Consider the following 23,734-nt stretch of genomic DNA (forward strand, 5'->3'; position numbering starts at 1 on the left):
CCACCGGGTCGGCCGTGCACTGCCATCGTTTCAGCTCTTAGAGGAGAACGCCTGATGCCCACCACGACCAAGTCCAACGTCACCCCGCTGTACGCGCTGGCCGGCGCCGGCGATCTCGCCGTCGAGAAGCTGCGCGAGGTGAGCGCTGACGCCAGCGTTCGCATCGCCGCGCTCGCGGACCAGAAGACCGTGCAGACCGAGATCTCCAAGGTTCAGACCGAGCTGGTCAAGGCCCAGGCCGAGCTGACCAAGCGGTTCGAGTCCATCGTCGGCACCCTGACCGCCGAGGCCAAGACCGTGCCGGCCCAGCTCAAGGAGCTGCCCGCCGTCGTCCAGGCCAACCTGACCACCGTGCTCGGCCAGGCCGAGGAGGCGTACGACGAGCTGGCCGGCCGTGGCAAGGACCTCGTCACCCGGATCCGCAGCCAGAAGGCCACCGAGGACCTCGAGGCCCAGGCCAAGTCCACCGTGAGCAAGGCCAAGGCCACCCGTACCACCGCCCGCAAGGCCACCGACTCGGCCACCCGCAGCGCCAAGGGCACCGTCACCAGCGCCCGCAAGACCGCCAAGACCGCTGGCAAGGCCGCCACCGACGCCGCCACCAAGATCGGCGACTGACCCACCGCCCAACCCCAGCGCCAGACCTTCAGCGCGCCCGACCAGCGATCGGTATCAACCGGTCGCTGGTCACTGGTCACTGGTCGCCGCGTCCCGGCGTGGTGGCCTAGTGCTGCTGCCCGGTTGCCGCGTGGCGGTTGCTGAAAGCCGTGTTCCGGTTGCGGACGGTGGTTTGGGTGGCTGGTTCGCCACGCTGATCCTGGCCGGACAGTGGAGAGGACCGCCCGCCTGTCAGCTGACAGGAGTGGGCGGTCCTTTCCTTGCGTTAGGCTCGGGGCATGATCTCCCTCGCGACCTTCCCGACCCTGTTCCCGGGCTTCGGCGGACCGATCGAGATCATCTGGTGGGCACTGCTCGGTCTGAAGCTCGTCGCCCTTCTCGATGCGGCCCTTCGCCCCCGCGGCGTATTCCTGCGTGCGGACAAACTCACCAAGCCCGGCTGGGTACTGATCCTCGCCGCCTTCAGCCTGTCGCACATCTTCCAAGGCGTGCTCAGCTTCTTCGGTCTGTTCGGCATCGTCGCCGCCGCGGTCTACCTCGTCGACGCCCGCCCCGCCCTACGCCAAGCCACCGGCCGAGGCCGAGGCGGCTGGGGCATCCGCCGCCGCCGCGGCCCCCGCCCCCTCTAACGCGCACCACCCGCTCCGACAAGCTGTCCTCAGTTGTCGCTGACCGACGACTGCCGCGCCTGCCCCAGGCCGCGGCAGGGCGTGGAAGCGCGACTCGTGCTGCCGACACGGCCTGCTCCGTTACGGGGAGTTCGCCGCTGCGCCGGTGCGACATCGCGGTGTTAGACCGTCCGGTCGTCTGCATCCCTCGCCTGGTTCTATGGCAGCATCCAGGGCGCGGCGGTCCGGTTGGCGATTGGTGGTTTCGGTGCAAGAGGTTGAGCCCTTTGTGAACCACTGGTGGTTCTTTGTGCTGATGGCCGCGGCCCTTGTGACCCACTCGGCTCTATACGGCCGGCGCCATCGCATCGGGAACTGGTACGAGCTTGCCGTCTGCGGAGCGCTCGGGCTGACGTTGCTCGGCGTGATCGCGAGGATTCCGCTCGCCTCGGTCGCCGGATTGTGGGCGTATATAGTGGCGGCGGCTGCCGGTCTGGTCGTGTGGCGACGGACCAGACGCGGCCAGAACAAGCGCGCCGGCACTTCGAAACCATAGCCCCGCAGTCGCCCAGCCATGCGGCCAGGGGCGACTGCGCCGGCTGACGTCGGAAGGCCACCCGCGACTACGCCACCCGACTGCCGGAAGGCCGCTTGCAGCCTGGCACTCGACCGATGGTGGTGGTCACCTGCGATCGCGTGGTCAGGACCAGTAGACGACTACTTTGTCGCCTACCTTGATTCGGTCGAAGAGCCAGGCGATTTTTTGGCGGTCGCGGACGTTGACGCAGCCGTGGGAGCCGCCGTTGTAACCACGTGCGGCGAAGTCGGATGAGTAGTGCACGGCTTGGCCGCCGCTGAAGAACATGGCGAACGGCATCTCCGAGTCGTACAGCTTCGAGACGTGGTTCCGGCTCTTCCAGCTCACGCTGAACAGGCCCTCGCGGGTGCGGGTGGTTTTGGCGCCGAAGCGCACGTCCATGCTGGAGACGACCTTGCCGTTGACGACGTACCGCAGTTGACGGGTGGACTTGTCGATGCAAAGCACCCGGCCGGTCGCGCAGCGCTGGTCGAGCTTTTTGCCGTTGACCACCGGCGCGGGCGGATACAACTCCTGCTGCGTCGGCTCGTGCGTCGCGGACTTGAGCTGGTCCCACGTGTTCTGGTCGACGTAGCCGAGGGTGGGAATGCCCTTGGAGGACTGGAACTTCTTGACCGCGCTGCGGGTCATCGTGCCGAAGGCGTCGTCGAGGTACTGCGCGTCGAGCAGCCGTAGCTGGACCAGCCGGGCTTCCAGTTTGCGCACGGCCGGGCCGGTGGAGTCGACCTCCCAGAGTGCTTTCGGGTAGATCGGGAGCTCGCCGCTGACCTCGAACGGCACGGTTTTGATCCCGCCGGCGCGAGGCACCTGCTGGTTGTACGACGCCGACTGGCCGCCGGCTTGTGCCTGCTCGGCGTCGACCCGCTCGGCCACGACGATTCCCGCCCCCACGAGACCAAGCGCGCCGGTGATCACCGCCGCCGTCGTCAGCACCTTCCCGAAGAACCGCATTTCCTGCCCCCAAGTATTCGAAATACCACCGCTACATCAGGTAAGACGCCAGCTCAGCCCATCCGGTTTGCCCCGCACCCGAACAGAATTCCCGCACCTTCCCCAACACCCCCGCCGCCACGCCGAACGGAGCGAAACCGGCACCACCCCGGGCAGATCGTTGTGCTGGATTAGCGTCGATTCGCCCGGATTTGACCGCATGACCCTTTGGAGAGTGCGTGCCGCGGGAGCGGGGCAAATCCAGGCGAATCGACGCAGGCTTGGGTGGCTGGGGTTGTGCGGGCGGCTCCGGTGCTGGGGCTTGCCTTGTGAGGGCGGGGTTGGTGGGGTGGGGGGATGCGGATCTTGGTGCGGGAAGGGGATATCACTCGGGTTGAGGCGGATGCGGTGGTCAATGCGGCGCATCACTCGTTGCGGGGTGGAGGTGGCGTCGATGGGGCGATCCACCGGGCCGGTGGGCCGAGCATTCTGGCCGAGTGCATCGAGAAGTACCCGCGGGGGATCGAGCCCGGCGAGGCCGCGTGGACCACGGCGGGGGAGTTGCGTGCGTCGTACGTCATCCACGTAGTCGGCCCCAACTACACCGCGGGCCAGCGGGATCCCGAGACACTCGCGTCGTGTTACCGCAACGCCCTTCGGGTCGCCGATGAACTCGGACTGAAGACCCTCGCATTGCCGGCCGTATCCGCGGGGATCTTCGGCTGGCCCGTGCAGTCGGCGGCCGATATCGCCGTACGGACGATGAGCAGTACGCCGACCCAGGTGGAGCAGGCGACGTTCTGCCTGATCGAGCCGCGGGTGCTCAAGGCCTTCGAGAAAAGCCTGAAGGGTGGTCCCCCAACGGGGAACCACCCTTCATGACGGCCGAACTACCAGGTCAAGAGCGGTAGACGATGACCTTGTCGTTGATCTTGGCACGGGCGAACATCCAGGCCGCGATCTCCCGGCTGCGCAGGTTGGCGCAACCGTGCGAGGAGCCGTTGTAGCCGCGGGCGCGGAAGTCGGCCGAGTAGTGAATGGCCTGGCCGCCGCTGAAGAACATCGCGTAGGGCATGGCCGAGCCGTACAGGCGCGAGACGTGGTTCTTGGACTTGCGGTAGACCTTGAACGTGCCCTCCCGGGTCGGCGTACGCGGACCACCGAAGCGCGCGTCGGCAGTCTTCAGCACCTTGCCGTTCAGCATGAAGACGACCTTGCGGGTGGTCTTGTTGACGCACAGGATGCGCCCCGCGGCCAGGCAGCGCCGGTCGATCTGCAGCTTGCCCTTGACGATGGCAGACGATGACGTCGTCGCGGACGGAGCAGTTTTCACCGCAGGCACAGCGCCCGTGGCCGGCGCGGCATGGGCCTGCGTGCTGGCGGTCGTGAGACCGACGCCCAATACCGCCGCTGCAACCGCCGCGGCGCCGAACTTACGAAAAATGCTCATGGTCCGTTCCTTCCCCCAAAGTGAATGTTCAACAGGTAGACGTCATGGCTGTCGCGTGGGTTCGACCCGTTAGGTCACGAAACCGAAACTTTCCCCCGCCGGTTTCGTGACCTAGGTCAGGATCCACCCAAAGTGACCGGCCGATCAGGACTTGTTGCGGCTGCGGCCCAGCTTCGCGCGCTCGACCTGGGACAGCGCGACCTTGCGAATCCGGATCGCGGTCGGGGTGACCTCGACGCACTCGTCCTCGCGGCAGAACTCCAGCGACTGCTCCAGCGACAGGTTGCGCGCCGGGATCAGCTTCTCGAACTCGTCGGCGTTGGACCGCACGTTGGTCATCTTCTTCTCACGGGTGATGTTCACGTCCATGTCGTCGGCGCGCGAGTTCTCACCCACGATCATGCCCTCGTACACATCGGTGCCGGGCTCGCAGAACATCGTGCCGCGCTCCTGCAGGTTGACCATCGCGTACGACGTGGTGACGCCGGTACGGTCGGACACCAGCGAGCCGGACGGACGCGTGCGCAGGTCGCCGAACCAGGGCTCGTAACCCTCGAAGACGTGGTGCGCGATACCGGTACCGCGGGTGTCGGTGAGGAACTCGGTCCGGAAGCCGATCAGGCCACGCGCCGGTACCAGGAACTCCATCCGGACCCAGCCGGTGCCGTGGTTCGTCATCTGCTCCATCCGGCCCTTACGGACGGCGAGCAGCTGCGTCACGGTACCGAGGTACTCCTCGGGGCAGTCGATGGTGAGGCGCTCGACCGGCTCGTGCTTCTTGCCGTTGATCTCGCGGGTGACCACCTGCGGCTTGCCGACGGTCAGCTCGTAACCCTCGCGGCGCATCTGCTCGACCAGGATGGCCAGCGCCAGCTCACCACGGCCCTGCACCTCCCAGGCGTCGGGACGCTCGGTCGGCAGGACCTTGATCGACACGTTGCCGACCAGTTCCTTGTCCAGCCGGTCCTTGACCAGGCGGGCGGTGACCTTGGTGCCCTTGACCCGGCCGGCCAGCGGCGAGGTGTTGGTGCCGATGGTCATCGAGATGGCCGGCTCGTCGACCGTGATCAGCGGCAGCGGCTTCGGGTTCTCCGGGTCGGTCAGGGTGTCGCCGATCATGATCTCGGGGATACCCGCGATCGCGCAGATGTCGCCCGGTCCGGCCGATTCCGCCGGGACCCGCTCGAGGGCCTCGGTGATCAGCAGTTCGGTGATCTTGACCCGCTGGATCGAGCCGTCGTGGCGGCACCAGGCGACCTGGGCGCCCTTCTTCAGCGTGCCCTCGTGCACCCGGACCAGCGCGAGCCGGCCGAGGAACGGCGAGGCGTCCAGGTTGGTGACGTGGGCCTGCAGCGGCGCGTCCTCGGTGTACGTCGGGGCGGGCACGTTCGCCATGATCGTCTCGAACAGCGGCTCAAGGTCCTCGGAGTCCGGCAGGCCACCGTCGGCGGGCTTGTTCAGCGAGGCGCGGCCGGCCCGGGCCGAGGCGTACACGACCGGGAAGTCGAGGGCGCTCTGGTCGGCGTCGTGGTCGAGCAGATCCATGAACAGCTCGTAGGTCTCGTCGACGACCTCGGAAATCCGCGAGTCCGGCCGGTCGACCTTGTTCACGACCAGGATCACCGGCATCTTGCGGGCCAGCGCCTTGCGCAGCACGAACCGGGTCTGCGGCAGCGGGCCCTCGGAGGCGTCCACCAGCAGCACGATCGCGTCGACCATGGACAGGCCGCGCTCGACCTCACCACCGAAGTCGGCGTGACCGGGGGTGTCGATGATGTTGACCGTGACGGTCTCGCCACTGGCCATCTTGTGCCGGACGGCGGTGTTCTTCGCGAGAATGGTGATGCCCTTCTCGCGCTCGAGGTCGCCGGAGTCCATCGCGCGCTCGTCGACGTGCTGGTGCGCGCCGAAGGCACCGGACTGCCACAGCATCGCGTCGACGAGGGTGGTCTTCCCATGGTCGACGTGGGCCACGATGGCCACGTTGCGCAGATCATTACGGGTGGGCATGCGAAAGCACTCCAGGCAACTCGGGGGTCAGACGGCGTTAGACGGCGGGCCCCTGAAAAGTGCGGGCGCAGCCGTTCCATCCTACGGCGAGTAAGCGGCAACCGGCGAATCGCCGCCTCGGCGCGTGTGTTATTGCACGTGTACGGACACGCTCCGCACACGCTAAGTGGTCGGTTCCGACCACTTAGTTCACCCGATGCACCTTGTGCTGGGCGGCCTGGGCGCGCGGCCGGACGGTGAGCCGGTCGATGTTGACGTGCTCCGGGCGGGTGGCGACCCAGCCGACGATGTCCGCGATGTCCTCGGCCGTGAGTGGTGCGGCCACTCCGGCGTACACCGCCTCCGCCTTGGCCTCGTCACCCTCGAACCGGGTCAGCGCGAAGCCCTCGCTGCGGACCATGCCGGGGGCGATCTCGCAGACCCGCACGGGCTGGTCGAACAGCTCCAGCCGCAGGGTGTCCACGACGGCCTTCGCGCCGTGCTTGGCCGCGACGTAACCACCGCCACCTTCGTACGCCACCTGGCCGGCGGTCGAACCCATCACGATGATCTGGCCGCGCGCCGCGATCAGGGCGGGCAGGAGCGCCTTGGTGACTGCCGCGACGGCGATCACGTTCACCTCGAACATCCGCCGCCAGGCATCGAGATCCGCCTCGGCGACCGGCTCCAGGCCGAACGCGCCACCGGCGTTGTTCAGCAGTACGGCGACTTCGTTGCCCGCGGCAACCGCCAGGGCCGCGACGTCCTCGGCGGAGGTGACGTCGCAGCGCACCGCGCGGCCGTCGATCTCCTTGGCCAGCGCCTCGATCCGGTCCACCCTGCGGGCCGCGCAGATGACCTCGAACCCCTCGGCGGCGAGACGCCGGGCGGAGGCCGCCCCGATCCCGCTGCTCGCGCCCGTGACTACCGCGATCGGCCTGGTGTCGTTGCTCATGATCCCAGTCTGCCTGCTGCCGCGGCGCCGCCCGCGCCCGCCTCGGCATCCGGACGAAACGGGCGGGCATACCCTGGAGGGGTGACCTTGGAGCCCCGGTTGGACCGCCCTCCGCTTCGGCGGGTCGCGATGATCAGCCTGCACACCTCACCGCTGGATCAACCCGGCACCGGTGACGCCGGCGGCATGAACGTCTACGTGGTGGAGCTGTCCAAACAGCTCGCGGGCCTCGGCATCGAGGTCGACGTCTTCACCCGGGCCACCTCCTCGGCCCTGCCGCCCCGGGTGGAGGTGGTGCCCGGCGTGACCGTGCGCAACGTCGCCGCAGGGCCGTTCGAAGGCCTCGGCAAGAACGATCTGCCCGCCCAGCTGTGTACGTTCGCCCGTTCCGTGCTGCGCGCCGAGGCCGTTCGCGAGCCCGGTCACTACGACGTGATCCACTCGCACTACTGGCTTTCGGGCCAGGTCGGGCTGCTCGCGCGCGACCGGTGGGCCGTACCGCTCGTCCACACGATGCACACGATGGCGAAGGTGAAGAACGCCAGCCTCGCCGAGGACGACAGCCCGGAACCGCCCGCGCGGCTGATCGGCGAGGAGCAGGTCGTCGAGTCCGCCGACCGCCTGATCGCCAATACCGACGACGAGGCCGAACAACTGATCAAGTTGTACGGCGCCGATCCGGCCAAGGTGGGCGTGGTCAATCCCGGGGTCGATCTGGAGATCTTCCAGCCGGGCGATCAGCTGCTGGCCAGGGAGGCCGTCGGTGTTCCGGCGGACGCGATCGTGCTGGCGTTCGTCGGGCGGATCCAGCCGCTGAAGGCGCCGGACATGTTGATCCGGGCCGCCGCGAAGCTGCTGGCGGACGACCCGGGCCTGCGCGAGCGACTCGTCGTCGCGGTGATCGGTGGTCCGTCCGGCAACGGCCTGGAACACCCCGAGGCCTACGCGGACCTGGCCCGTCGCCTCGGCGTGGACGACGTGACCCGGTTCGTGAAGCCGATGGCCCGCGAAGGCCTCGCCGACTGGTATCGCGCGGCCACGGTGGTGTGCGTGCCGTCGTACTCGGAATCGTTCGGGCTGGTCGCGCTGGAGGCGCAGGCCTGCGGTACGCCGGTGGTCGCGGCAGCCGTCGGCGGCCTGACCACCGCGGTTCGGAATGGCCTAACCGGGTTACTGGTCGAGGGACATGCCGTGGCGGACTTCGCCGACGCGCTGCACCGGATCGCGACCGACCCGGGCGTACGCGACAAGATGAGCCGGGCGGCGGTCGAACACGCTCGCGGGTTCGGCTGGGAGCTGACCGCGGAACGGACCTTGGCGGCGTACGGCGTGGCACAGCAGGCGCTCGCCACCGAGGTCGCGGCCGAACTGGCGAGTTCTTGATGGAGTTCCGACGAGAGGTGGCGGTATGAGGGTGTCGGCGGCGGATGTGATCCGCCAGGTGCTGACCGAGAACGAATTGGTCTTCACCGAGGTGAAACCAGGCGAGTTCAGCGCGGAGCTGCCCGGTGAGAAGAAGCTGAAGACCTCCGTCGCGCTGATCGTCGGCACGCAGGCGCTGTCCGTACGGGCGTTTGTCGTGCGGCGCCCGGACGAGAACCACGAGGCCGTCTACCGCTGGCTGCTGGAACGCAACCTGAAGATGTACGGCGTGGCCTTCGCGGTGGACCACCTCGGGGACATCTACCTGGACGGGCGGATCCCGCTGCAGGCGATCAACCCGGTGGAGGTGGACCGGCTGCTCGGTTCGGTGCTGGAGTACGCCGACTCCTCGTTCAACCCGATCCTGGAACTCGGGTTCGCCTCGTCGATCCGCAAGGAGTACGAGTGGCGGATCTCCCGGGGTGAGTCCACTCGCAATCTGGACGCGTTCAAGGGTTGGCTGGAGTCCGAGGGCTCCGCGGACACTCGATAGAGTGCGGGTATGACCTACCGCCTGATCCTGCTCCGTCACGGCCACAGCGAGTGGAACGCCAAGAACCTCTTCACGGGCTGGGTCGATGTCGACCTGAACGCCCAGGGGGTCGAGGAGGCACACCGCGGCGGCCAGTTGCTGCGTGACCGCGACCTGCTGCCGGACGTGCTGCACACCTCGCTCCTGCACCGGGCCATCCGGACCGCGAACATCGCGCTGGAGGTGGCGGGCCGGTCCTGGATCGACGTTCGCCGGTCCTGGCGGCTGAACGAGCGGCACTACGGCGCTCTGCAGGGCAAGGACAAGAAGCAGACGCTCGAGGAGCTCGGCGAGCAGCAGTTCATGCTTTTCCGCCGCTCGTACGACACCCCGCCGCCGGCGATCGAGCGCGGCAGCGAGTTCGACCAGTCGGGCGACCCGCGCTACGCCGGACTGCCGAGCGAGATCCTGCCGGCCACCGAGTGCCTCAAGGACGTCGTCGAGCGCATGCTGCCGTACTGGTACGACTCGATCGTGCCGGACCTGCGCGACGGCAAGACCGTACTGGTCACCGCGCACGGCAACTCGCTGCGCGCCCTGGTCAAGCACCTGGACGACCTGGACGAGGCGACCGTGGTCGGCCTGAACGTGCCCACCGGCATTCCGCTGTACTACGAGCTGGACGAGGACTTCCGCCCGTTGAAGAAGGGCGGCGAATACCTCGACCCGGCCGCGGCACAGGCGGCGATCGAGGCCGTCAAGAACCAGGGCCGCTGATAGCTGCGAATACGGCCTCCTCCGCGTCGTAGTAGTCGAGCCGGCCCTCAAGCTCGGGTAATCGCTCCTGCAGGTCCGGGTGATCCGCGATGATTTCGCGCAGATCCGCCCGGGCTTGCGCGAGTCCCACCCCGGCCTCGGCCAGTTCGGTCAGTAACCTGGCATGACTGAGAGCGTACAGCTCATCTTCGAACATGTGTTCGAGCCTACTGTGTGGACGACTCCCGGCCAAGTCTTTCCAGCAACAAAAAACGAGCCGCCCATCCCTTGGGGACGGGCGGCTCGTTCGGTGTCGTAGGTCAGTCGCGCGCGTTGACGGTCGGGGCCGAGGCGCCTGCGCCCGAGCCGGCCGCCGTACCGCCGACGGCGACGGGCAGCTCGCCCGTGACCAGGTAGACGACCCGGCGGGCCATCGAGACGGCGTGGTCGGCGATGCGCTCGTAGTACCGGCCGAGCAGCGCGATGTCGACGGCCACCTCGACGCCGTGCGGCCAGGTGTCGTCCATCATCAGCCGGAACTGGCTGCTGCGGAGCTTGTCCATCTCGTCGTCGGTGGCCTCGAGCCGTGCGGCCGCCTCGACGTCGCGGGAGCGGATCACGTCACCGGCGGCGTCGACCATCTTGCCGGCCACCGAGCCCATCTCCTCGATCACGCCGTGCAGCTCGGCCGGGATCGCGGGGTGCGGGTAGCGCAGCCGGGCGATCTTCGACACGTGGGCGGCGAGATCGCCCATCCGCTCCAGGTCGGCCACCATGCGCAGCGCGGCGACCAGCATCCGCAGCTCGTTCGCGACCGGCGCCTGCAGGGCCATCAGGTCGAACACCTTGTCCTCGACCTGCTCACCGCTGGCGTCGAGCTCGACATCGGAGGCGATGACCTCCTCGGCCTGCCGGATGTCGGCCTGCAGCAGGGCGGTGGTGGAGCGCCGGACGGCGGTCGACACCGTTCGCGTCATGCGTTCGAGCTCGGCGAGGATGTCGTCGAGCTGCTCGTGATAGGTGTCGCGCATCGTGTCTGCTTCCGATCTGTGGTGTCTGGAACGGCCCTGGCGCCACGCACGGGCCGCCATCGTGGACCGTAGGCCGTCCAGGTTGCCGCCTGGCGACGAGCGGTGAACGGCCGGTGAACAGTTGGAACTGGCCAGGCGCGGAGCTGGCCAAAACGGCCTCGACCTGGTCACTGTCCGCGTACGATCACTGATGTGGACTCCACGCTGGCAGCAGTGCTGGGGGGCGTCGCCGGCGTCGCCCTGGGTGCGTTATCGGTCGCCGCGGTCGTCTTCAGTGAACGATCTCAGCGCCGGGTGCCTATTTCCCCCGATCCGGCCGTACCGCCCGGTGTCGCCACCGTCTTGTCGGTACTGCGCAGCTCTGCGGTTGTGATGGGTCCTGAGGACCAGGTCCTCCAGGCCAGTGCCCCGGCCCATGTACTCGGCATCGTGCGCGGTAATCGGCTGGTTGTCGAGGACCTGCTCGACATGGTCCGGCAGGTACGGCGCGACGGGCAGATCCGGCAGCAGGAACTCGAGATCGTGCGCGGCCGCCTCGGCGCCACGCAGTACGTCAGCGCCCGGGTGGCTCCGCTGGGCAGCCAGCTGGTGCTCGTACTCGCGGAGGACCGGACCCGGGAGAAGCGGCTGGACGCGATCCGCCGCGACTTCGTCGTCAACGTCAGCCACGAACTCAAGACCCCGATCGGCGCGCTCACCCTGCTGGCCGACGCCGTCTCCGAAGCCTCGGACGATCCGGACGCGGTGCAGCGGTTCTCGCGCCGGATGCGGGTCGAGGCCTCGCGGCTGAGCCGGCTGGTCAAGGAGATCATCGAGCTTTCCCGCCTGCAGGGCGACGACCCGCTGGAGAACCCCGGCCCGATCGACATCGGCGCCGTGATCGAGCAGGCCGTTGACCGCTGCCGCGTGGATGCCGAGAACCGGGACATCGACCTGGTCGTGCGCGTCGATCCCGGCCTGGAGGTGCTCGGCAGTTCCGATCAGCTGGCCATCGCGGTCGGCAACCTGGTCGAGAACGCGGTCAACTACAGCCCCGACGGGACCCGCGTGGCCGTCGCCGCCCAGCCGATCGGGGACCTGGTGGAGATCACCGTCCGCGACCAGGGCGTCGGTATCCCGAGCAGCGACCTGGAGCGCATCTTCGAGCGCTTCTACCGGGTCGACCGGGCCCGCAGCCGTGAGACCGGCGGTACCGGTCTCGGCCTGTCCATCGTCAAGCACATCGCCTCCATTCACGGTGGCGATGTGCGGGTGTGGAGCGTCGAGGGCCAGGGCTCCACCTTCACCATCAGACTCCCGCTGCGGCTCGACCCCGCAACCGGGCACCCAGCCGGCGCCACCCTCGCGGTGGAAGCCGGCCAGACCAAGACGCCGACCCCGTCGTCAGTTCCCAAGGAGGCAGCTTCGTGACCCGAGTGCTGGTCGTCGAAGACGAAGAGAGCTACAGCGACGCGCTGTCCTATGTACTGCGCAAGGAGGGCTTCGAGGTCGCCGTGGCCGAGACCGGCCCCGACGCCCTGGCGGAGTACGACCGCGCGGGTGCCGACATCGTGTTGCTGGACCTGATGCTGCCGGGCCTGTCCGGAACCGAGGTCTGCCGCGCATTGCGCAGCCGGGGCAACGTGCCCGTGATCATCGTCAGCGCCAAGGATACCGAGGTCGACAAGGTCGTCGGTCTCGAACTGGGCGCCGACGACTACGTCACCAAGCCGTACAGCCCGCGCGAGCTGCTCGCCCGGATAAGAGCCGTCCTCCGTCGCGGCGCCGACGTCGAACTGCTGCCCGACACCCTCGAGGCCGGCCCGGTCCGAATGGACGTCGAACGGCACGTGGTCACCGTCGCGGGTACCGAGATCCGGCTACCGCTGAAGGAATTCGAGTTGCTCGAAATGCTGCTGCGCAATACCGGCCGCGTCCTCACCCGAGGCCAGCTGATCGACCGTATCTGGGGCGCCGACTACGTGGGCGACACCAAAACCCTCGACGTCCACGTAAAACGCCTCCGCAGCAAACTGGAAAAAGACCCCTCAAACCCCCACCACCTAGTCACAGTCCGAGGTTTGGGCTACAAATTCGAAGCCTGATCCCCCGGCCGACGGCGCTCACCGGTAGGGCCTCGGCGGGTCGAACCACTGCCCGTACTGCGGACGCCAACACCGGTAGACGTTGACGGGTCGAATCACTCTCCGTGCTGCGTCGATTGGGCTGGATTTGACTCGCTGCCGCGGCGGCCAACTGTGGGAGCGGACGGTCATGCGGTCAAATCCAGCCGAATCGTCGCTAATCCCGGACGACGTATTGCTTTCGCCATGAGGTTTCCCCGTGGCAGAAAGTCTTCCGTGAGCAGGGAATCCCGGCCAGGGCGTTAGCGACGCACCCTTTCCCACGGTCGGACGCGGAATGCGGCGGTCGAGACGGGTCGGCTGCCGACTTTTGTTGCGACTACCTGGCTTCAACCGGGTAGTGGCCCAACAACTCGGCAGCGGGGACACCAAAAGCCGGTAGCCGCGCAACTACCCGGTATCCGGCGCCTCCAGGCCATCAAAACTCGACGTGACCAACCGTCGACGCGTCCTGCGCGGGGTCAACCTGCGAAAAGGGAGGTCAACCCGTCAGATCTCGGAGGTTGACCTGCCATCTCGCAGGTGAACCTCCGCGATGGCTGCCGTGTCGGTACGGGGGTGGCGTTGCGTCGTACGGGGTGGGCTGGGCGCTGGGTCTCCGCGTGAGGTCGAGGTGGCCGGGGCGGGAGCGGGAAAAGGGGCGGGATGTGGGGGATCTGACAGCCCGGGCGGGGTGGGGCGGGAGAGATGAGGTTAGGCTGGCCTTAGTTGTTTCAGCTATTAAGGAGAACCGCCCATGTCCTGGTCCCGTCTTCGTGTGGCTGGTGGCCGCACTCGACCGGTGGCTGCCTTGCTGGTTGGCCTGTTGGCCACCGGCTCGTTGGTTGCTTGCGGTAGCGACGAGAAGCCCGCGGGCGATCAAGCGGGTGCGCCGGCCGCTGCCGGGTTCCCGGTCACGATCAAGAACACCTTTGGTGAGACCACCCTCGAGAAGAAGCCCGAGCGCATCGTGACGCTGGGCTGGAACGCGCAGGACGTCGTCTACGCGCTGGGTGAGACGCCGGTCGGCATGCCGAAGGTGACGTATGGCCAGACCGCCGCGGGCACGACCGCCTGGAACGAGAGCCACTTCGACCCGGCGAAGACCACGCTGCTGGAGACCACCGACAGCATTCCGTTCGAGAAGATCGCGGCCCTCACGCCGGACGTGATTCTCGCGCCGTACGAGGGCTTCGACAAGGCGACGTACGACAAGCTGACCGAGATCGCGCCGACCGTGGCGTACCCGGGGGCGCCGTGGCAGACCACCTGGCAGGACCAGACCAAGCTCGTCGGTCAGGCGCTGGGCAAGTCCGCCGAGGCGCAGAAGCTGATCGACGGGGTCAAGGAGCTGACGACCAAGGCCGCGGCGGACCACCCGGAGTTCAAGGGCAAGACGATCACCGTGGCCTCGTTCGGCGCGGAGAACTACGTCTACATGCCGAACGATCCGCGCGTGCAGATCCTGAACGAGATGGGCTTCGTGAACTCGCCCGGCGTCGAGACGCTGGAGAAGGCCAACGCGCAGAAGCAGTTCTACATGACCGTCAGCAAGGAGAAGGTCGCCGATGTCGACGCCGACGTCGTGGTGGCGTACGTCGACGACCTGACCGCGGCGAAGTTCAAGGCGGACCCGGTCTACGCGGCGATGGGCGCCTCGAAGAAGGGCTCGGTCTATCTAATGGAGGACAAGCAGGTCGTCTCCGGTATGAGCGCGGTCAGCGTGCTCAGCGTGCCGTGGGTGCTCGAGCGGATCCTCCCGGGCCTCACCAAGGCAGCCGAGGCCGCCAAGTAAAGGCCTCGCCTCCGCGCCGCGCACCCAGGTAACCGGCCCCGAAACCGGAACGGCCGGCCTCCCGCTGAGGGGAGGCCGGCCGTTTCCGTTCTGCCGATGGCGCGGGCCCAGGCCAGCTGGCCCAAGCCCGGCGAAGGCTGTGAACTCAGCCGTGGTGCTCGTCGGGGGTTTCGGTCGGCGGGGTCGGCGAGTAGTGGTCCTCGGGCAGGACCGGCACCTGGGTGGTGATCGGGCCGGCCACGCCGAAGGTGAAGGTCATCTTCAGCATCGTGCCGGGCTTCACGCCGTCGATCACGATCGGCTTGCCACCGGCCGGCGGCAACGTCAGCAACGCGCCCGGGCGCAGCGTGAACGCGCGCATCCCGGTGATCTCGATGCCCTGGTGCGACGGGTCCAGCTCGACCTTGGTCAGGTAGTCGTTCTTCGCGCCGTCGTTGAGGAAGGCGCCGTTCAGCTCGCCCTTGCCTTCGGCGTCGGCCAGAACCAGCACGTTGCGGGCCAGGATCTCGCCGGACTGCGCGTTGGTGCCTTCGGCGGCCTGGTAGGGCTGGAGCGTCTGGGCGCCGAAGCCCGCGCCGCAGCCGGTGAGGGCGGTCACCGCGAGTGCGGCTGCCCCGAGCAGGCTGGTCCGCCGTACGGTGCGCGAGGTCAACGTCATGGGCACTGGTGTTCCCTCTCCTACACAGCGATGAATGCCATGGAGCAAAGGCTCCGGGCGGGCACAGCCTAGCGATCGCCGCGGGCGGGCCCGTCACCAGGTACCTCGATTTTCGTGCGCGTGGCACGACCCAGATCGTTTGTCAAGGCGGGAAATGGCCTCTGACCAGCACAAACGCCCGAAGCCGAGCAGCGGCCGCGTGGTACTCTAGAGGAGGAAAGGGGCACGTGACATATGACTTTCACAGTCGGCGAGACGGTTGTTTACCCCAACCACGGTGCGGCCGTCATCGAGGACATCGAGACCCGTAAGATCAAAGGTGAGGACAAGACCTATCTGGTCTTGAGGATCGTCGCTCAGAACGACCTGGTGGTCCGGGTCCCCGCGTGCAACCTCGATCTCGTCGGCGTTCGCGACGTCGTGGATCAGGCTGGTCTGGAGCGCGTCTTCGACGTGCTGCGGGCGCCGCACACCGAGGAGCCGACCAACTGGTCGCGTCGTTACAAGGCGAACCTGGAGAAGCTGCATTCCGGTGACGTGATGAAGGTGGCAGAGGTCGTTCGCGACCTGTGGCGCCGCGAGCGTGACCGTGGCCTCTCCGCTGGTGAGAAGCGGATGCTGGCGAAGGCTCGCCAGATCCTCGTCTCCGAGCTGGCCCTGGCCGAACACACGAATGAGGACAAGGCGGAAGCCATCCTCGACGAGGTCCTCGCTTCCTGATCCGGAGTCGCGAGACCGTTCCGCCCTGCGTAGGTTCATTGCATGAGCACTGCGGCGATCATTCCGGCGGCCGGTCTCGGGCTACGGCTCGGCGGTGAGGCACCAAAAGCATTTCGAGAGGTCGGTGGCGACTCTCTGCTGGTCCACGCGGTTCGTGGGCTGTTAGCAGCGAGCGCCATCGACCTTCGCTGTCTGGTGGTGGCGGTTCCGGCCGGCACCGAACAGGACATGCATGCCCGGCTCGAGCCCTTCGTGGGTTCCGCCGAGCTGCACTGTGTTGCCGGCGGCAAGGAGCGAACGGACTCGGTCCGGAACGCCCTCGAGGTCATCGATGCCCCCGGCATCGACTGCGTGCTGGTGCACGACGCGGCCCGGCCGTTCGTACCGCCGGACATGATCGAGCGGGTCGTGTTCGCGATCCGGGCCGGCGCGAGCGCGGTGGTTCCGGTACTGCCGGTCACCGACACGATCAAGCGGGTTGATGCCGACGGCAAGGTCGTCGACACGCCCGAGCGAAGCAGCCTTGTTGCCGTGCAGACCCCACAGGGGTTCGAGCCCGGCTTGTTGCGCAAGGCCCATTCCGGTCCGGCCGACGGGGCAACCGACGACGCGATGTTGTGCGAGCGTCTGGGCGTCACCGTGCAGACCGTGCTGGGCTCCGAGGACGCCTTCAAGATCACCCGGCCGCGGGATCTCCTGCTCGCCGAGGCACTGCTGAACGAAAGGCAGGCCCGATGAGGCCTAGGGTCGGCAACGGTATCGACGTACATCCGCTGGAGGCGGGCCGCGAGATGTGGCTGGCCGGGTTGCACTGGCCCGGGGAGACGAGCGGGCCGAGCGGGCATTCCGACGGCGACGTCGCCGCGCATGCGGCCTGTGACGCGATCCTGTCGGCCGCGGGCCTGGGCGATCTCGGTTCCAACTTCGGTACGGCGGAGCCCGAGTGGGCCGGGGCGTCGGGTGCGACGCTGCTGGCCGAGGCGGCTCGCCGGGTCCGGGCAGCCGGCTTCGAGATCGGCAACATCGCCGTACAGGTGGTCTGCAATCGCCCAAGGTTCGCGCCCCGCCGTGAAGAGGCCGAGAAGGCCCTCAGCGCGGCCTGCGGCGCCGACGTCTCCGTCAGCGCCACCACCACCGACGGCCTAGGCCTCACCGGCCGCGGCGAAGGCATCGCCGCCATCGCCACCGCCCTGGTTTTCTAACGCCGGGGTTTCGGGGGCAGGGCGGGGCGGTCGAGCCAGCGGGGGAAGAGGGCCGCGGGTACTCCGGCGGCGCGGGCCAGGGTGATGAAGTCGGTGGCGGTCACGCTGCCGTGGCGGTAGCGGGCGGTCCAGTCGCGTAACAACCCGAAGAACGCCTCGTCGCCCAGCGACAGCCGTACGGCGTGCAAGGTGATCGCTCCGCGCTTGTACAACCGGTCGTCGAACATCTTCTCCGGCCCTGGATCCGAGATCACCAGGTCCTGCGGTAGCGCGGCCAACCGCCCATGCCACTTCGCCACGTGCTGGTTGGCCGTCTGGCCGCCGGAGAACTCCGACCACAGCCACTCGGCGTAACAGGCGAATCCCTCGTTCAGCCAGATGTCCCGCCAGGCCGACGGCGTCAGGCTGTTACCGAACCACTGGTGCGCAAGCTCGTGGGCCACCAGCCGTTCCGAGCCGCGATGACCGTCCAGGTGGTTGCTGCCGAACACCGAGATGCCCTGCGCCTCGAGCGGAATCTCCAGCGGGTCATCGGTCACGACCAGCGTGTACGACCCGAAGGGGTAGGGCCCGAACAGGCGGACGAACAACTCCATCATTTCCTGCTGCCGCCCGAAGTCCGACCGGAACGCCCGGACCAGCTGCCGCGGCAATACCGCCCGGGTGGCGACCGGATTCGCGGCCACCTCGAGCACGTCGTACCGGCCGATCTGCACGGTCGCCAGGTACGTCGCCATCGGGGCCTGCTGGTCGAAGGTCCAGGTGGTTCGGCTGGCCTTGGTCCGGCAGGAGACGAGCCGCCCGTTCGCGACCACGTGGTACGGCGAATCGGTGCTGATGGTGATCAGGTAGCGGGCCTTGTCCGACGGATGGTCGTTGCACGGGAACCAGGTGGCCGCGCCGCTCGGCTGGCTGGCCACGATCACGCCCTCGGTGAGCTCCTCCCAGCCGAGTTCACCCCACGGGCTGTCGGACGGCTTGGGATTACCGCCGTACGCGATCTCGACCTGGAACGGCTTGTCCGCGGGCAGATCCGCCGCCGGCCAGACGTGCAACTTGCCGCCGCGCTGGGTGAACCGCACCGGGCGGCGGCCGTTGACCGTGACCTTGGAGACGCGCAGTCCGACCAGGTCGAGGCTGAACCGCATCAACGCGTGGGTACTGACCGCGCTGACTTTCGCCTTGCCGGTCAGGCGGTTGCTGTTGACCCTGTAGTCCAGCTCCAGCTCGTACGACTCGACGCGGTAGCCGCCGTTGCCGTGGTCCGGTACGTAGGGGTCACCGGCCGAGGTGGCACCCTGCTGGGCGCCGTCGCGCGAGACCATCAGCGTGCGGACCAGGGCGCGATCGGGTTACCGGCCCAGCGGGTTCCGGCGGGCACACGCTCGCCGCGCATCACCAGGGAGACCGGGCCGATCGTGGCGCCCGCCCCGACCGAGGCCGCGGGCAGGATGATGCCGTGCGGGCCCAGCGTCGATCCCGGCGCGAAGGTGACCGTGTCCATGGCCATCACCCTGTCATGGAACAGGTGCGTCTGGAGCACGCACCCACGGTTGATGCTGACGCCGTCGCCGAGCTCGATCAGGTCGGCCTCCGGCAGCCAGTACGTCTCGCACCACACACCCCGGCCGATCTTGGCGCCGAGCGTGCGCAGCCACAGCGCCAGTACGGGCGTACCAGCGGCCGCGTTCGCGAACCAGGGCGCGGCCACCATCTCGACGAAGGTGTCGACCACCTCGTTGCGCCAGACGAACGAACTCCACAGCGGGTACTCGACGGCCCGGGTCCGTCCGACGATCGTCCACTTCGCGATCGTGGCGAGTGCTCCCGCGACCGCGCCGGCGGCGAGGATGACCGCGCCCGACAGCACGAACGTCCACCACGGGCCGATCGTGATCACCATGGCCTGCAGGGCGGCGAGTACGCCGAGGGCGATCGCGACCGTGCACATCATCGGTACGAACCGGCACAGCTCGACCAGCGCCCGGGCGATCTTGAGCCGCGTGGGCGGGTGGAACGTGCGGGTCTGATCCCCGCTGACGGCCTGCCGGCGCAGCTTGACCGGCGGACTACCCAGCCACGACGTACCGGCCTTGGACTTCTTCGGCGCGGCCGACAACACCGCCACCAGGCCGTTCTTCGGTACGGAACGCCCCGGCGCGGTCATACCCGAGTTGCCGAGGAAAGCGCGTTTGCCGACCTTCGCCCCGGCAACGTGCAACCAGCCGCCACCCAGCTCGTACGACGCGATCATGGTGTCGTCCGCAAGGAAGGCGCCGTCGCCTACCGTCGTCATCTTCGGCAGCAGCAGAACGGTCGAGGCCTCGACGTCCTTGCCGATCTTGGCGCCGAGCGCGCGCAACCACCACGGCGTCAGCAAGCTTGCGTACAAGGGGAAAAGCAGCGTGCGGGCCGAGTCGAGCAAGCGCTCGGTGGCCCAGACCTGCCAGCCGATCCGGCTGCGCACGGGGTAGTGCCCGGGCTTGATCCCCAGGCCGAGCAGTCGGACGCCGATCAGGGTCAGAACCGCGAGCGTACTGAAACCGATGACCGTCATGAGCGGTACGGCGGCCAGCGCCGCGAGGGCCGCCTCGCCGAGTGAGCCGGCGTCGCGCACGGCCCGGTCGAGCACCAGTACGGCGGCGCCGGCGGCCGCGAGCGGCAGCAACGACATCAACGCGGAGGCGGCGCCGTACGCGATGACCCACCACGGTGCCCGCGCGGGCCGTTCGTCCGGCCAGGGCTTGCGGGCGCGGCCGATCCGGGTGGCGGGTGAGCCGGACCAGCGTTCGTCGGCCGGGACCGTGCCGGAGACGGCTGAGCCCGCGGCGATTTCGGCGCCACGGCCGATCTCGGCGCCGGGCAGCAGCGTGCTGCGGGAGCCGACAACGGCTTCGGCGCCGATCGTGACCGTGCCGAGCAGGAGGCGGTCGCCGTCGATCCAGTAGCCCGACAGATCGACCTCGGGTTCGACCGAGGCCTCGCGGCCGAGAGTGAGGAACCCGGTGACGGGCGGCAGCGTGTGCAGGTCGACGCCCCGACCGACCTTCGCGCCGAGGGCCCTTGCGTAGTAGGCGATCCAGGGCGCGCCGGCGAGGTTCGCGGCTCCGGCGGCGTCGGCCAGGTTCTCCGCGGCCCAGAGCCGGACGTGGACCGTACCGCCGCGGGGGTAGGAGCCAGGTTTGACCCCGTTCAGCAGGATTCGCGCGCCGACGACGGCAATACCCATCCGGCCCGCAGGGCTGATCAGCAGCAGCCAGCCGGCCAGGATCCACCACCACGAAACGGTTCGGACCCACGGGTGTTCGCCGCTGAGGCCGAGCAGGTTGTTCAGGGTGAAGAGCCAGACCAGCCAGCGCACGCCTACCACTGTCTGCAGGATCAACGTCAGCGCGGTCTGGAACAGCTGGGTGGATCGCGGCGTCGGCTTGACCGTGCGGATCTCCACCGGCTCGGTCGAGGCGACAAACGAGTCGAGCCGTTCGGCCAGCGCGCCCAACCGCGGATAGTCGTAGATGTCCCCGACGGTCGCGGCGGAGTAGCGCTCGCGCAGTACGGAGACAAGCTGGGCCGCCGCGAGACTGCCGCCGCCGTGCACGAAGAAGTCGTCATCTGGTCCCGCTACGCGCGAGCCGAGGATCTGCGTCCACTTCTCCGCGAGCCACGCGGCCGTACCTTCGAGATCAACCGGCTCTTCCGTGCCCGAGGCTCCCGCCAACGGCCAGGGCAGCGCGGCTCGATCGACCTTGCCGGAGGTACGAGTGGGCAGCGTGTCGACCGTGGCGAGCAGCGGCACCAGTGCGGCCGGAAGAGCCTCGCGCAGGCGGGCGGTCGCGGCCTTCTGGTCGAAGGCGTCCGGCTCGGCGGGTACGACGTACCCGACCAGGACCTGGTTACCGGCCGCGGTGATCTTCACGGCGGCCGCAGCGCCCGTTACGCCGGGAACCGCCTGCAGGGCGGCGTCGACCTCGCCGAGCTCGATCCGGCGACCGCCCAGCTTGATCTGCTCGTCGGCCCGGCCCACGAACAGCAGGCCCGCCTCATCGCGCCGTACGACGTCGCCGCTGCGGTAGGCGCGGGACCAGCCGAGGCTCGGCATCGGGGCGAACTTCTCGGCGTCCTTGGCGGGATCGAGATACCGGGCCAGCCCGACTCCGCCGATGATCAGCTCACCGGCCTCGCCTTCGGGCACCTCGTTGCCCTCGGCATCCACTACCGCGAGATCCCAGCCGGCCAAGGGCAAACCGATGCGGACCGGGCCCTCGCCGGTCAATTGGGCGCCGCAGGCAACCACTGTCGCCTCGGTCGGGCCGTACGTGTTCCAGACCTCTCGGCCGTCGATCGCGAGCCGCTCGGCCAGCTCCGGCGGACAGGCCTCGCCGCCGAAGATCAGCAGCCGCACCTGGTCCAGCGCGTCCGCGGGCCACAGTGCCGCAAGGGTTGGCACGGTCGATACCACCGTGATGCCCTGGGCAACGAGCCATGGCCCGAGGTCCATCCCGCTGCGAACGAGCGAGCGCGGCGCCGGCACCAGGCACGCGCCGTACCGCCAGGCGAGCCACATCTCCTCGCACGAGGCGTCGAACGCGACCGACAACCCGGCCAGGACACGGTCCTCGGGCCCGATCGGCTCGCGCTGCAGGAACAACCGGGCCTCGGCGTCCACGAAGGCGGCCGCGGATCGATGGGAGACCGCCACGCCTTTCGGTACGCCGGTTGAGCCCGAGGTGAAGATGATCCAGGCGTCGTGATGCAACTCCGGCCCGGCCGGTTCGACCGGAGCCGCTTCGGACGTGCTGGTGATCGTCAGGCCTTCGGTGACCACGGCCCGGACGGCGGCTTCGCCGAATACCAGGGCGGCGCGTTCCTCGGGGTCGTCGGCGTCCACCGGTACGTAGGCCGCGCCTGCTTCGAGCGTGCCGAGGATCGCGACGTACAGGTCGTTGTGGCCGGAGGGGATCCGCACGCCGACCCGGTCGCCCGGACCGACCCCGGCCGCGTGCAACCGGTCGGCGAAAGCCCTGACGTGCTGGAGCAATTGCCGATAGCTCAGCGTCACGCTGCCGTCGTCGAGCGCGGGTTCGTCCGGGAACTCGGCGGCCGTGACGTGCAGAATGTCGACGAGAGTACGGGCCGGTGGGGCCTGGTCTGCCCGTCGCAAAGTCACCGTCGCATCGTACGGCGACCGGCACCGAACAGCCGGATCATCCTTGCTTCGTGGACGATCCGGCCATCAGATGTTCATCGAATTGTGGCTCAGCGGACGATGTCCGCCGGGGCGGCGAAGGTGTTACAGGCTTTGGTCTCGCCGACGTTGAAGCCGTTCATGATCCAGAAGCCCTGGCTCTTGGCCTGGCCGTGGGTGCGTTCTTCCTGCGGAGTCTCCGGCGAATCACCGAAGCTGTTACTGGCCTGGAAGTCGAACTCCGGAATCCGGCCGCGCAGCGGATAGCTCTTCTCGATCGACCGGCTGAACACTCCGGCGAAGCAGGAGGCCTGCAGTTCGTTACGCCGCGAGCTGTCGAGCTTCTCGGTCGGGTGTTCCTGCAGGTACGAGGCCCGGGCGTAGAACAGGCCACTGACGCCCTGGATGTGGTGGCCGTACTCGTGCGCGATCACCATCAAGAAGGCGAGGTCTTCCTTCGGGCCGAAGGCCTGCTGCATCTGCAGCACGTCGGTGTACATCACGTTGTTGCCGTAGCAGTAGAACGCGAGCACCCGGCCGGACTTCGGCTTGAAGTTGCCGCAGGCCGTGACGACGGGCTTGTCGAACACGATCAGGCCCGGGTCGGGCTGGTTGATGCCGGCCTTGCTCAGCACCGGGCGCCAGCCGTCGTTCAGGCACTTGAACAGCTTCTCGTAGTACCGCTTCTGGGCCGCCAGGGAGCCGTCGCCGAGCGGTTCGGCCTTGCAGTTGATCTCGCCGAGGCCGCCCGCGCCGAAGATCGGGCTGTTCTGCATGATGTCCTCGGCCGACCCCTCGGGGGCATTCGTTTTCGGCGTCGGTACCACGGAGGGACCGATCTGCCCGGGGCGTCCGCCGGCCACGTCGTCGCTCGACGGCCTCAGCGCCGTACCGACGACAACGGCGAGTGCCACGCCCACGAACAGGAAGACGGCCAGACCGATGAGGGTGAGCCGCATCCCGTTGGACTTGCGCGGAGGCGGCCCGAACGAGTTGAACTGGTTGTGCCCGCCGTACTGCTGCGGCCACTGCTGCCCGGCGTACTGCTGGCCCGGGAACTGCTGCGGCACGTACGGCTGCTGACCGGGGTATTGCGGTTGCCCGCCGTACGGCTGCTGGACGCCCTGAGGCGCGCCGTACTGCTGGGGCCAGGGGGCGGCCTGCGGTGGCGGCAGTACAGCTGGGCGCTGGCCCGGCTGCTCCTGGGGTCCGCCATACCCGTAGGTGTTGCTCACGTGTCGAT

23 protein-coding genes are annotated in these 23,734 nt (G+C 68.3%); 13 read left to right on the forward strand and 10 right to left on the reverse strand.

The genetic code is table 11. The annotated features are described in order from the left end of the window. The first annotated feature begins 54 nt into the window (after positions 1–54). From ACFFGN_RS05530 to ACFFGN_RS05540, 3 genes are all read left to right on the forward strand, one after another. Entirely contained in the window at positions 55–618 is a 564-nt protein-coding gene (locus ACFFGN_RS05530) for a hypothetical protein (RefSeq protein ID WP_380044218.1), read from the forward strand. A 278-nt stretch (positions 619–896) separates the two neighbouring features. Next, complete coding sequence (locus tag ACFFGN_RS05535; protein WP_380044219.1) at positions 897–1,247, forward strand: DUF2516 family protein; 351 nt, start codon at positions 897–899, stop codon at positions 1,245–1,247. A 247-nt stretch (positions 1,248–1,494) separates the two neighbouring features. After that, a complete protein-coding gene (locus ACFFGN_RS05540) occupies positions 1,495–1,782 on the forward strand; it encodes a hypothetical protein (protein WP_380044220.1) in 288 nt (95 codons plus the stop codon). Between the two features lie 144 nt (positions 1,783–1,926). Here the strand turns inward: ACFFGN_RS05540 and ACFFGN_RS05545 are convergent, their stop codons facing one another. Beyond that, complete coding sequence (locus ACFFGN_RS05545; RefSeq protein WP_380044222.1) at positions 1,927–2,775, reverse strand: L,D-transpeptidase family protein; 849 nt, start codon at positions 2,773–2,775, stop codon at positions 1,927–1,929. Between the two features lie 336 nt (positions 2,776–3,111). On the opposite strand from ACFFGN_RS05545, the gene ACFFGN_RS05550 reads away from it, so the two are divergent. Further along, complete coding sequence (locus ACFFGN_RS05550) at positions 3,112–3,636, forward strand: O-acetyl-ADP-ribose deacetylase (RefSeq protein ID WP_380044224.1); 525 nt, start codon at positions 3,112–3,114, stop codon at positions 3,634–3,636. A gap of 16 nt (positions 3,637–3,652) precedes the next feature. Here the strand turns inward: ACFFGN_RS05550 and ACFFGN_RS05555 are convergent, their stop codons facing one another. From ACFFGN_RS05555 to ACFFGN_RS05565, 3 genes are all read right to left on the reverse strand, one after another. After that, entirely contained in the window at positions 3,653–4,204 is a 552-nt protein-coding gene (locus ACFFGN_RS05555; RefSeq protein ID WP_380044225.1) for a L,D-transpeptidase, read from the reverse strand. Between the two features lie 144 nt (positions 4,205–4,348). Then, positions 4,349–6,214 carry a translational GTPase TypA gene (gene typA / locus ACFFGN_RS05560; RefSeq protein WP_380044226.1) on the reverse strand — a complete coding sequence of 622 codons (1,866 nt, stop codon included), beginning with the start codon at positions 6,212–6,214 and terminating at the stop codon, positions 4,349–4,351. Between the two features lie 184 nt (positions 6,215–6,398). Continuing rightward, positions 6,399–7,148: an SDR family NAD(P)-dependent oxidoreductase gene (locus tag ACFFGN_RS05565; protein ID WP_380044227.1), complete on the reverse strand. Its 750-nt coding sequence runs from the start codon at positions 7,146–7,148 to the stop codon at positions 6,399–6,401. 129 nt (positions 7,149–7,277) lie between these two features. Here ACFFGN_RS05565 and mshA point away from each other — a divergent pair, with 129 nt between their 5' ends. From mshA to ACFFGN_RS05580, 3 genes are read left to right on the forward strand one after another with little or no spacing between them, the layout of a single operon-like run. Continuing rightward, the gene (mshA, locus tag ACFFGN_RS05570; protein ID WP_380044547.1) at positions 7,278–8,531 is read left to right on the forward strand and encodes a D-inositol-3-phosphate glycosyltransferase; all 1,254 of its coding nucleotides are present in this window, start codon (positions 7,278–7,280) and stop codon (positions 8,529–8,531) included. A gap of 25 nt (positions 8,532–8,556) precedes the next feature. Then, complete coding sequence (locus ACFFGN_RS05575; RefSeq protein WP_380044228.1) at positions 8,557–9,063, forward strand: type III secretion system chaperone family protein; 507 nt, start codon at positions 8,557–8,559, stop codon at positions 9,061–9,063. A 9-nt stretch (positions 9,064–9,072) separates the two neighbouring features. Then, on the forward strand, positions 9,073–9,819 hold the full coding sequence (locus tag ACFFGN_RS05580) for a phosphoglyceromutase (RefSeq protein ID WP_380044229.1): 747 nt from the start codon (positions 9,073–9,075) through the stop codon (positions 9,817–9,819). On the opposite strand, the gene ACFFGN_RS05585 is transcribed toward ACFFGN_RS05580, so the two are convergent. Together ACFFGN_RS05585 and phoU are read right to left on the reverse strand one after the other, a co-directional pair. Continuing rightward, a complete protein-coding gene (locus tag ACFFGN_RS05585; protein ID WP_380044230.1) occupies positions 9,800–10,015 on the reverse strand; it encodes a hypothetical protein in 216 nt (71 codons plus the stop codon). The genes ACFFGN_RS05580 and ACFFGN_RS05585 overlap by 20 nt on opposite strands. Positions 10,016–10,118: 103 nt before the next feature. Further along, positions 10,119–10,829 carry a phosphate signaling complex protein PhoU gene (phoU, locus tag ACFFGN_RS05590; protein WP_380044231.1) on the reverse strand — a complete coding sequence of 237 codons (711 nt, stop codon included), beginning with the start codon at positions 10,827–10,829 and terminating at the stop codon, positions 10,119–10,121. A 192-nt stretch (positions 10,830–11,021) separates the two neighbouring features. Between phoU and ACFFGN_RS05595 the strand changes: the two genes are divergently transcribed. From ACFFGN_RS05595 to ACFFGN_RS05605, 3 genes are all read left to right on the forward strand, one after another. Then, entirely contained in the window at positions 11,022–12,239 is a 1,218-nt protein-coding gene (locus ACFFGN_RS05595; RefSeq protein WP_380044232.1) for a sensor histidine kinase, read from the forward strand. Continuing rightward, a complete protein-coding gene (locus tag ACFFGN_RS05600; protein WP_380044233.1) occupies positions 12,236–12,913 on the forward strand; it encodes a winged helix-turn-helix domain-containing protein in 678 nt (225 codons plus the stop codon). Before ACFFGN_RS05595 ends, ACFFGN_RS05600 begins: the two co-directional genes overlap by 4 nt. A 775-nt stretch (positions 12,914–13,688) precedes the next feature. Continuing rightward, positions 13,689–14,726 carry an iron-siderophore ABC transporter substrate-binding protein gene (locus tag ACFFGN_RS05605; protein ID WP_380044234.1) on the forward strand — a complete coding sequence of 346 codons (1,038 nt, stop codon included), beginning with the start codon at positions 13,689–13,691 and terminating at the stop codon, positions 14,724–14,726. Positions 14,727–14,871: 145 nt separating this feature from the next. Here ACFFGN_RS05605 and ACFFGN_RS05610 read toward each other — a convergent pair whose 3' ends face one another. Next, positions 14,872–15,384, reverse strand: coding sequence for a copper chaperone PCu(A)C (locus ACFFGN_RS05610; RefSeq protein ID WP_380044235.1), 513 nt, complete (start codon positions 15,382–15,384; stop codon positions 14,872–14,874). 234 nt (positions 15,385–15,618) lie between these two features. On the opposite strand from ACFFGN_RS05610, the gene ACFFGN_RS05615 reads away from it, so the two are divergent. Genes ACFFGN_RS05615 through ispF form a run of 3 tightly spaced genes read left to right on the forward strand, consistent with a single transcriptional unit; the run spans position 15,619 to position 17,306 of the window. Then, a complete protein-coding gene (locus ACFFGN_RS05615; RefSeq protein ID WP_380044236.1) occupies positions 15,619–16,104 on the forward strand; it encodes a CarD family transcriptional regulator in 486 nt (161 codons plus the stop codon). 42 nt (positions 16,105–16,146) lie between these two features. Continuing rightward, a complete protein-coding gene (gene ispD, locus ACFFGN_RS05620; protein ID WP_380044237.1) occupies positions 16,147–16,842 on the forward strand; it encodes a 2-C-methyl-D-erythritol 4-phosphate cytidylyltransferase in 696 nt (231 codons plus the stop codon). After that, the gene (ispF, locus tag ACFFGN_RS05625) at positions 16,839–17,306 is read left to right on the forward strand and encodes a 2-C-methyl-D-erythritol 2,4-cyclodiphosphate synthase (protein ID WP_380044238.1); all 468 of its coding nucleotides are present in this window, start codon (positions 16,839–16,841) and stop codon (positions 17,304–17,306) included. Before ispD ends, ispF begins: the two co-directional genes overlap by 4 nt. Here the strand turns inward: ispF and ACFFGN_RS05630 are convergent. From ACFFGN_RS05630 to ACFFGN_RS05640, 3 genes are all read right to left on the reverse strand, one after another. Next, positions 17,303–18,631 carry a M1 family metallopeptidase gene (locus ACFFGN_RS05630; protein ID WP_380044239.1) on the reverse strand — a complete coding sequence of 443 codons (1,329 nt, stop codon included), beginning with the start codon at positions 18,629–18,631 and terminating at the stop codon, positions 17,303–17,305. The two genes, ispF and ACFFGN_RS05630, sit on opposite strands and share 4 nt — an antisense overlap. Further along, a complete protein-coding gene (locus tag ACFFGN_RS05635; protein WP_380044240.1) occupies positions 18,631–22,473 on the reverse strand; it encodes a Pls/PosA family non-ribosomal peptide synthetase in 3,843 nt (1,280 codons plus the stop codon). Before ACFFGN_RS05635 ends, ACFFGN_RS05630 begins: the two co-directional genes overlap by 1 nt. An 89-nt stretch (positions 22,474–22,562) precedes the next feature. Further along, entirely contained in the window at positions 22,563–23,726 is a 1,164-nt protein-coding gene (locus ACFFGN_RS05640) for a neutral zinc metallopeptidase (protein ID WP_380044241.1), read from the reverse strand. Between the last annotated feature and the right edge of the window lie 8 nt (positions 23,727–23,734).

The sequence above is a fragment of the Kribbella deserti genome, assembly GCF_042434725.1.
GTDB classification, from domain to species: Bacteria; Actinomycetota; Actinomycetes; order Propionibacteriales; family Kribbellaceae; genus Kribbella; species Kribbella deserti.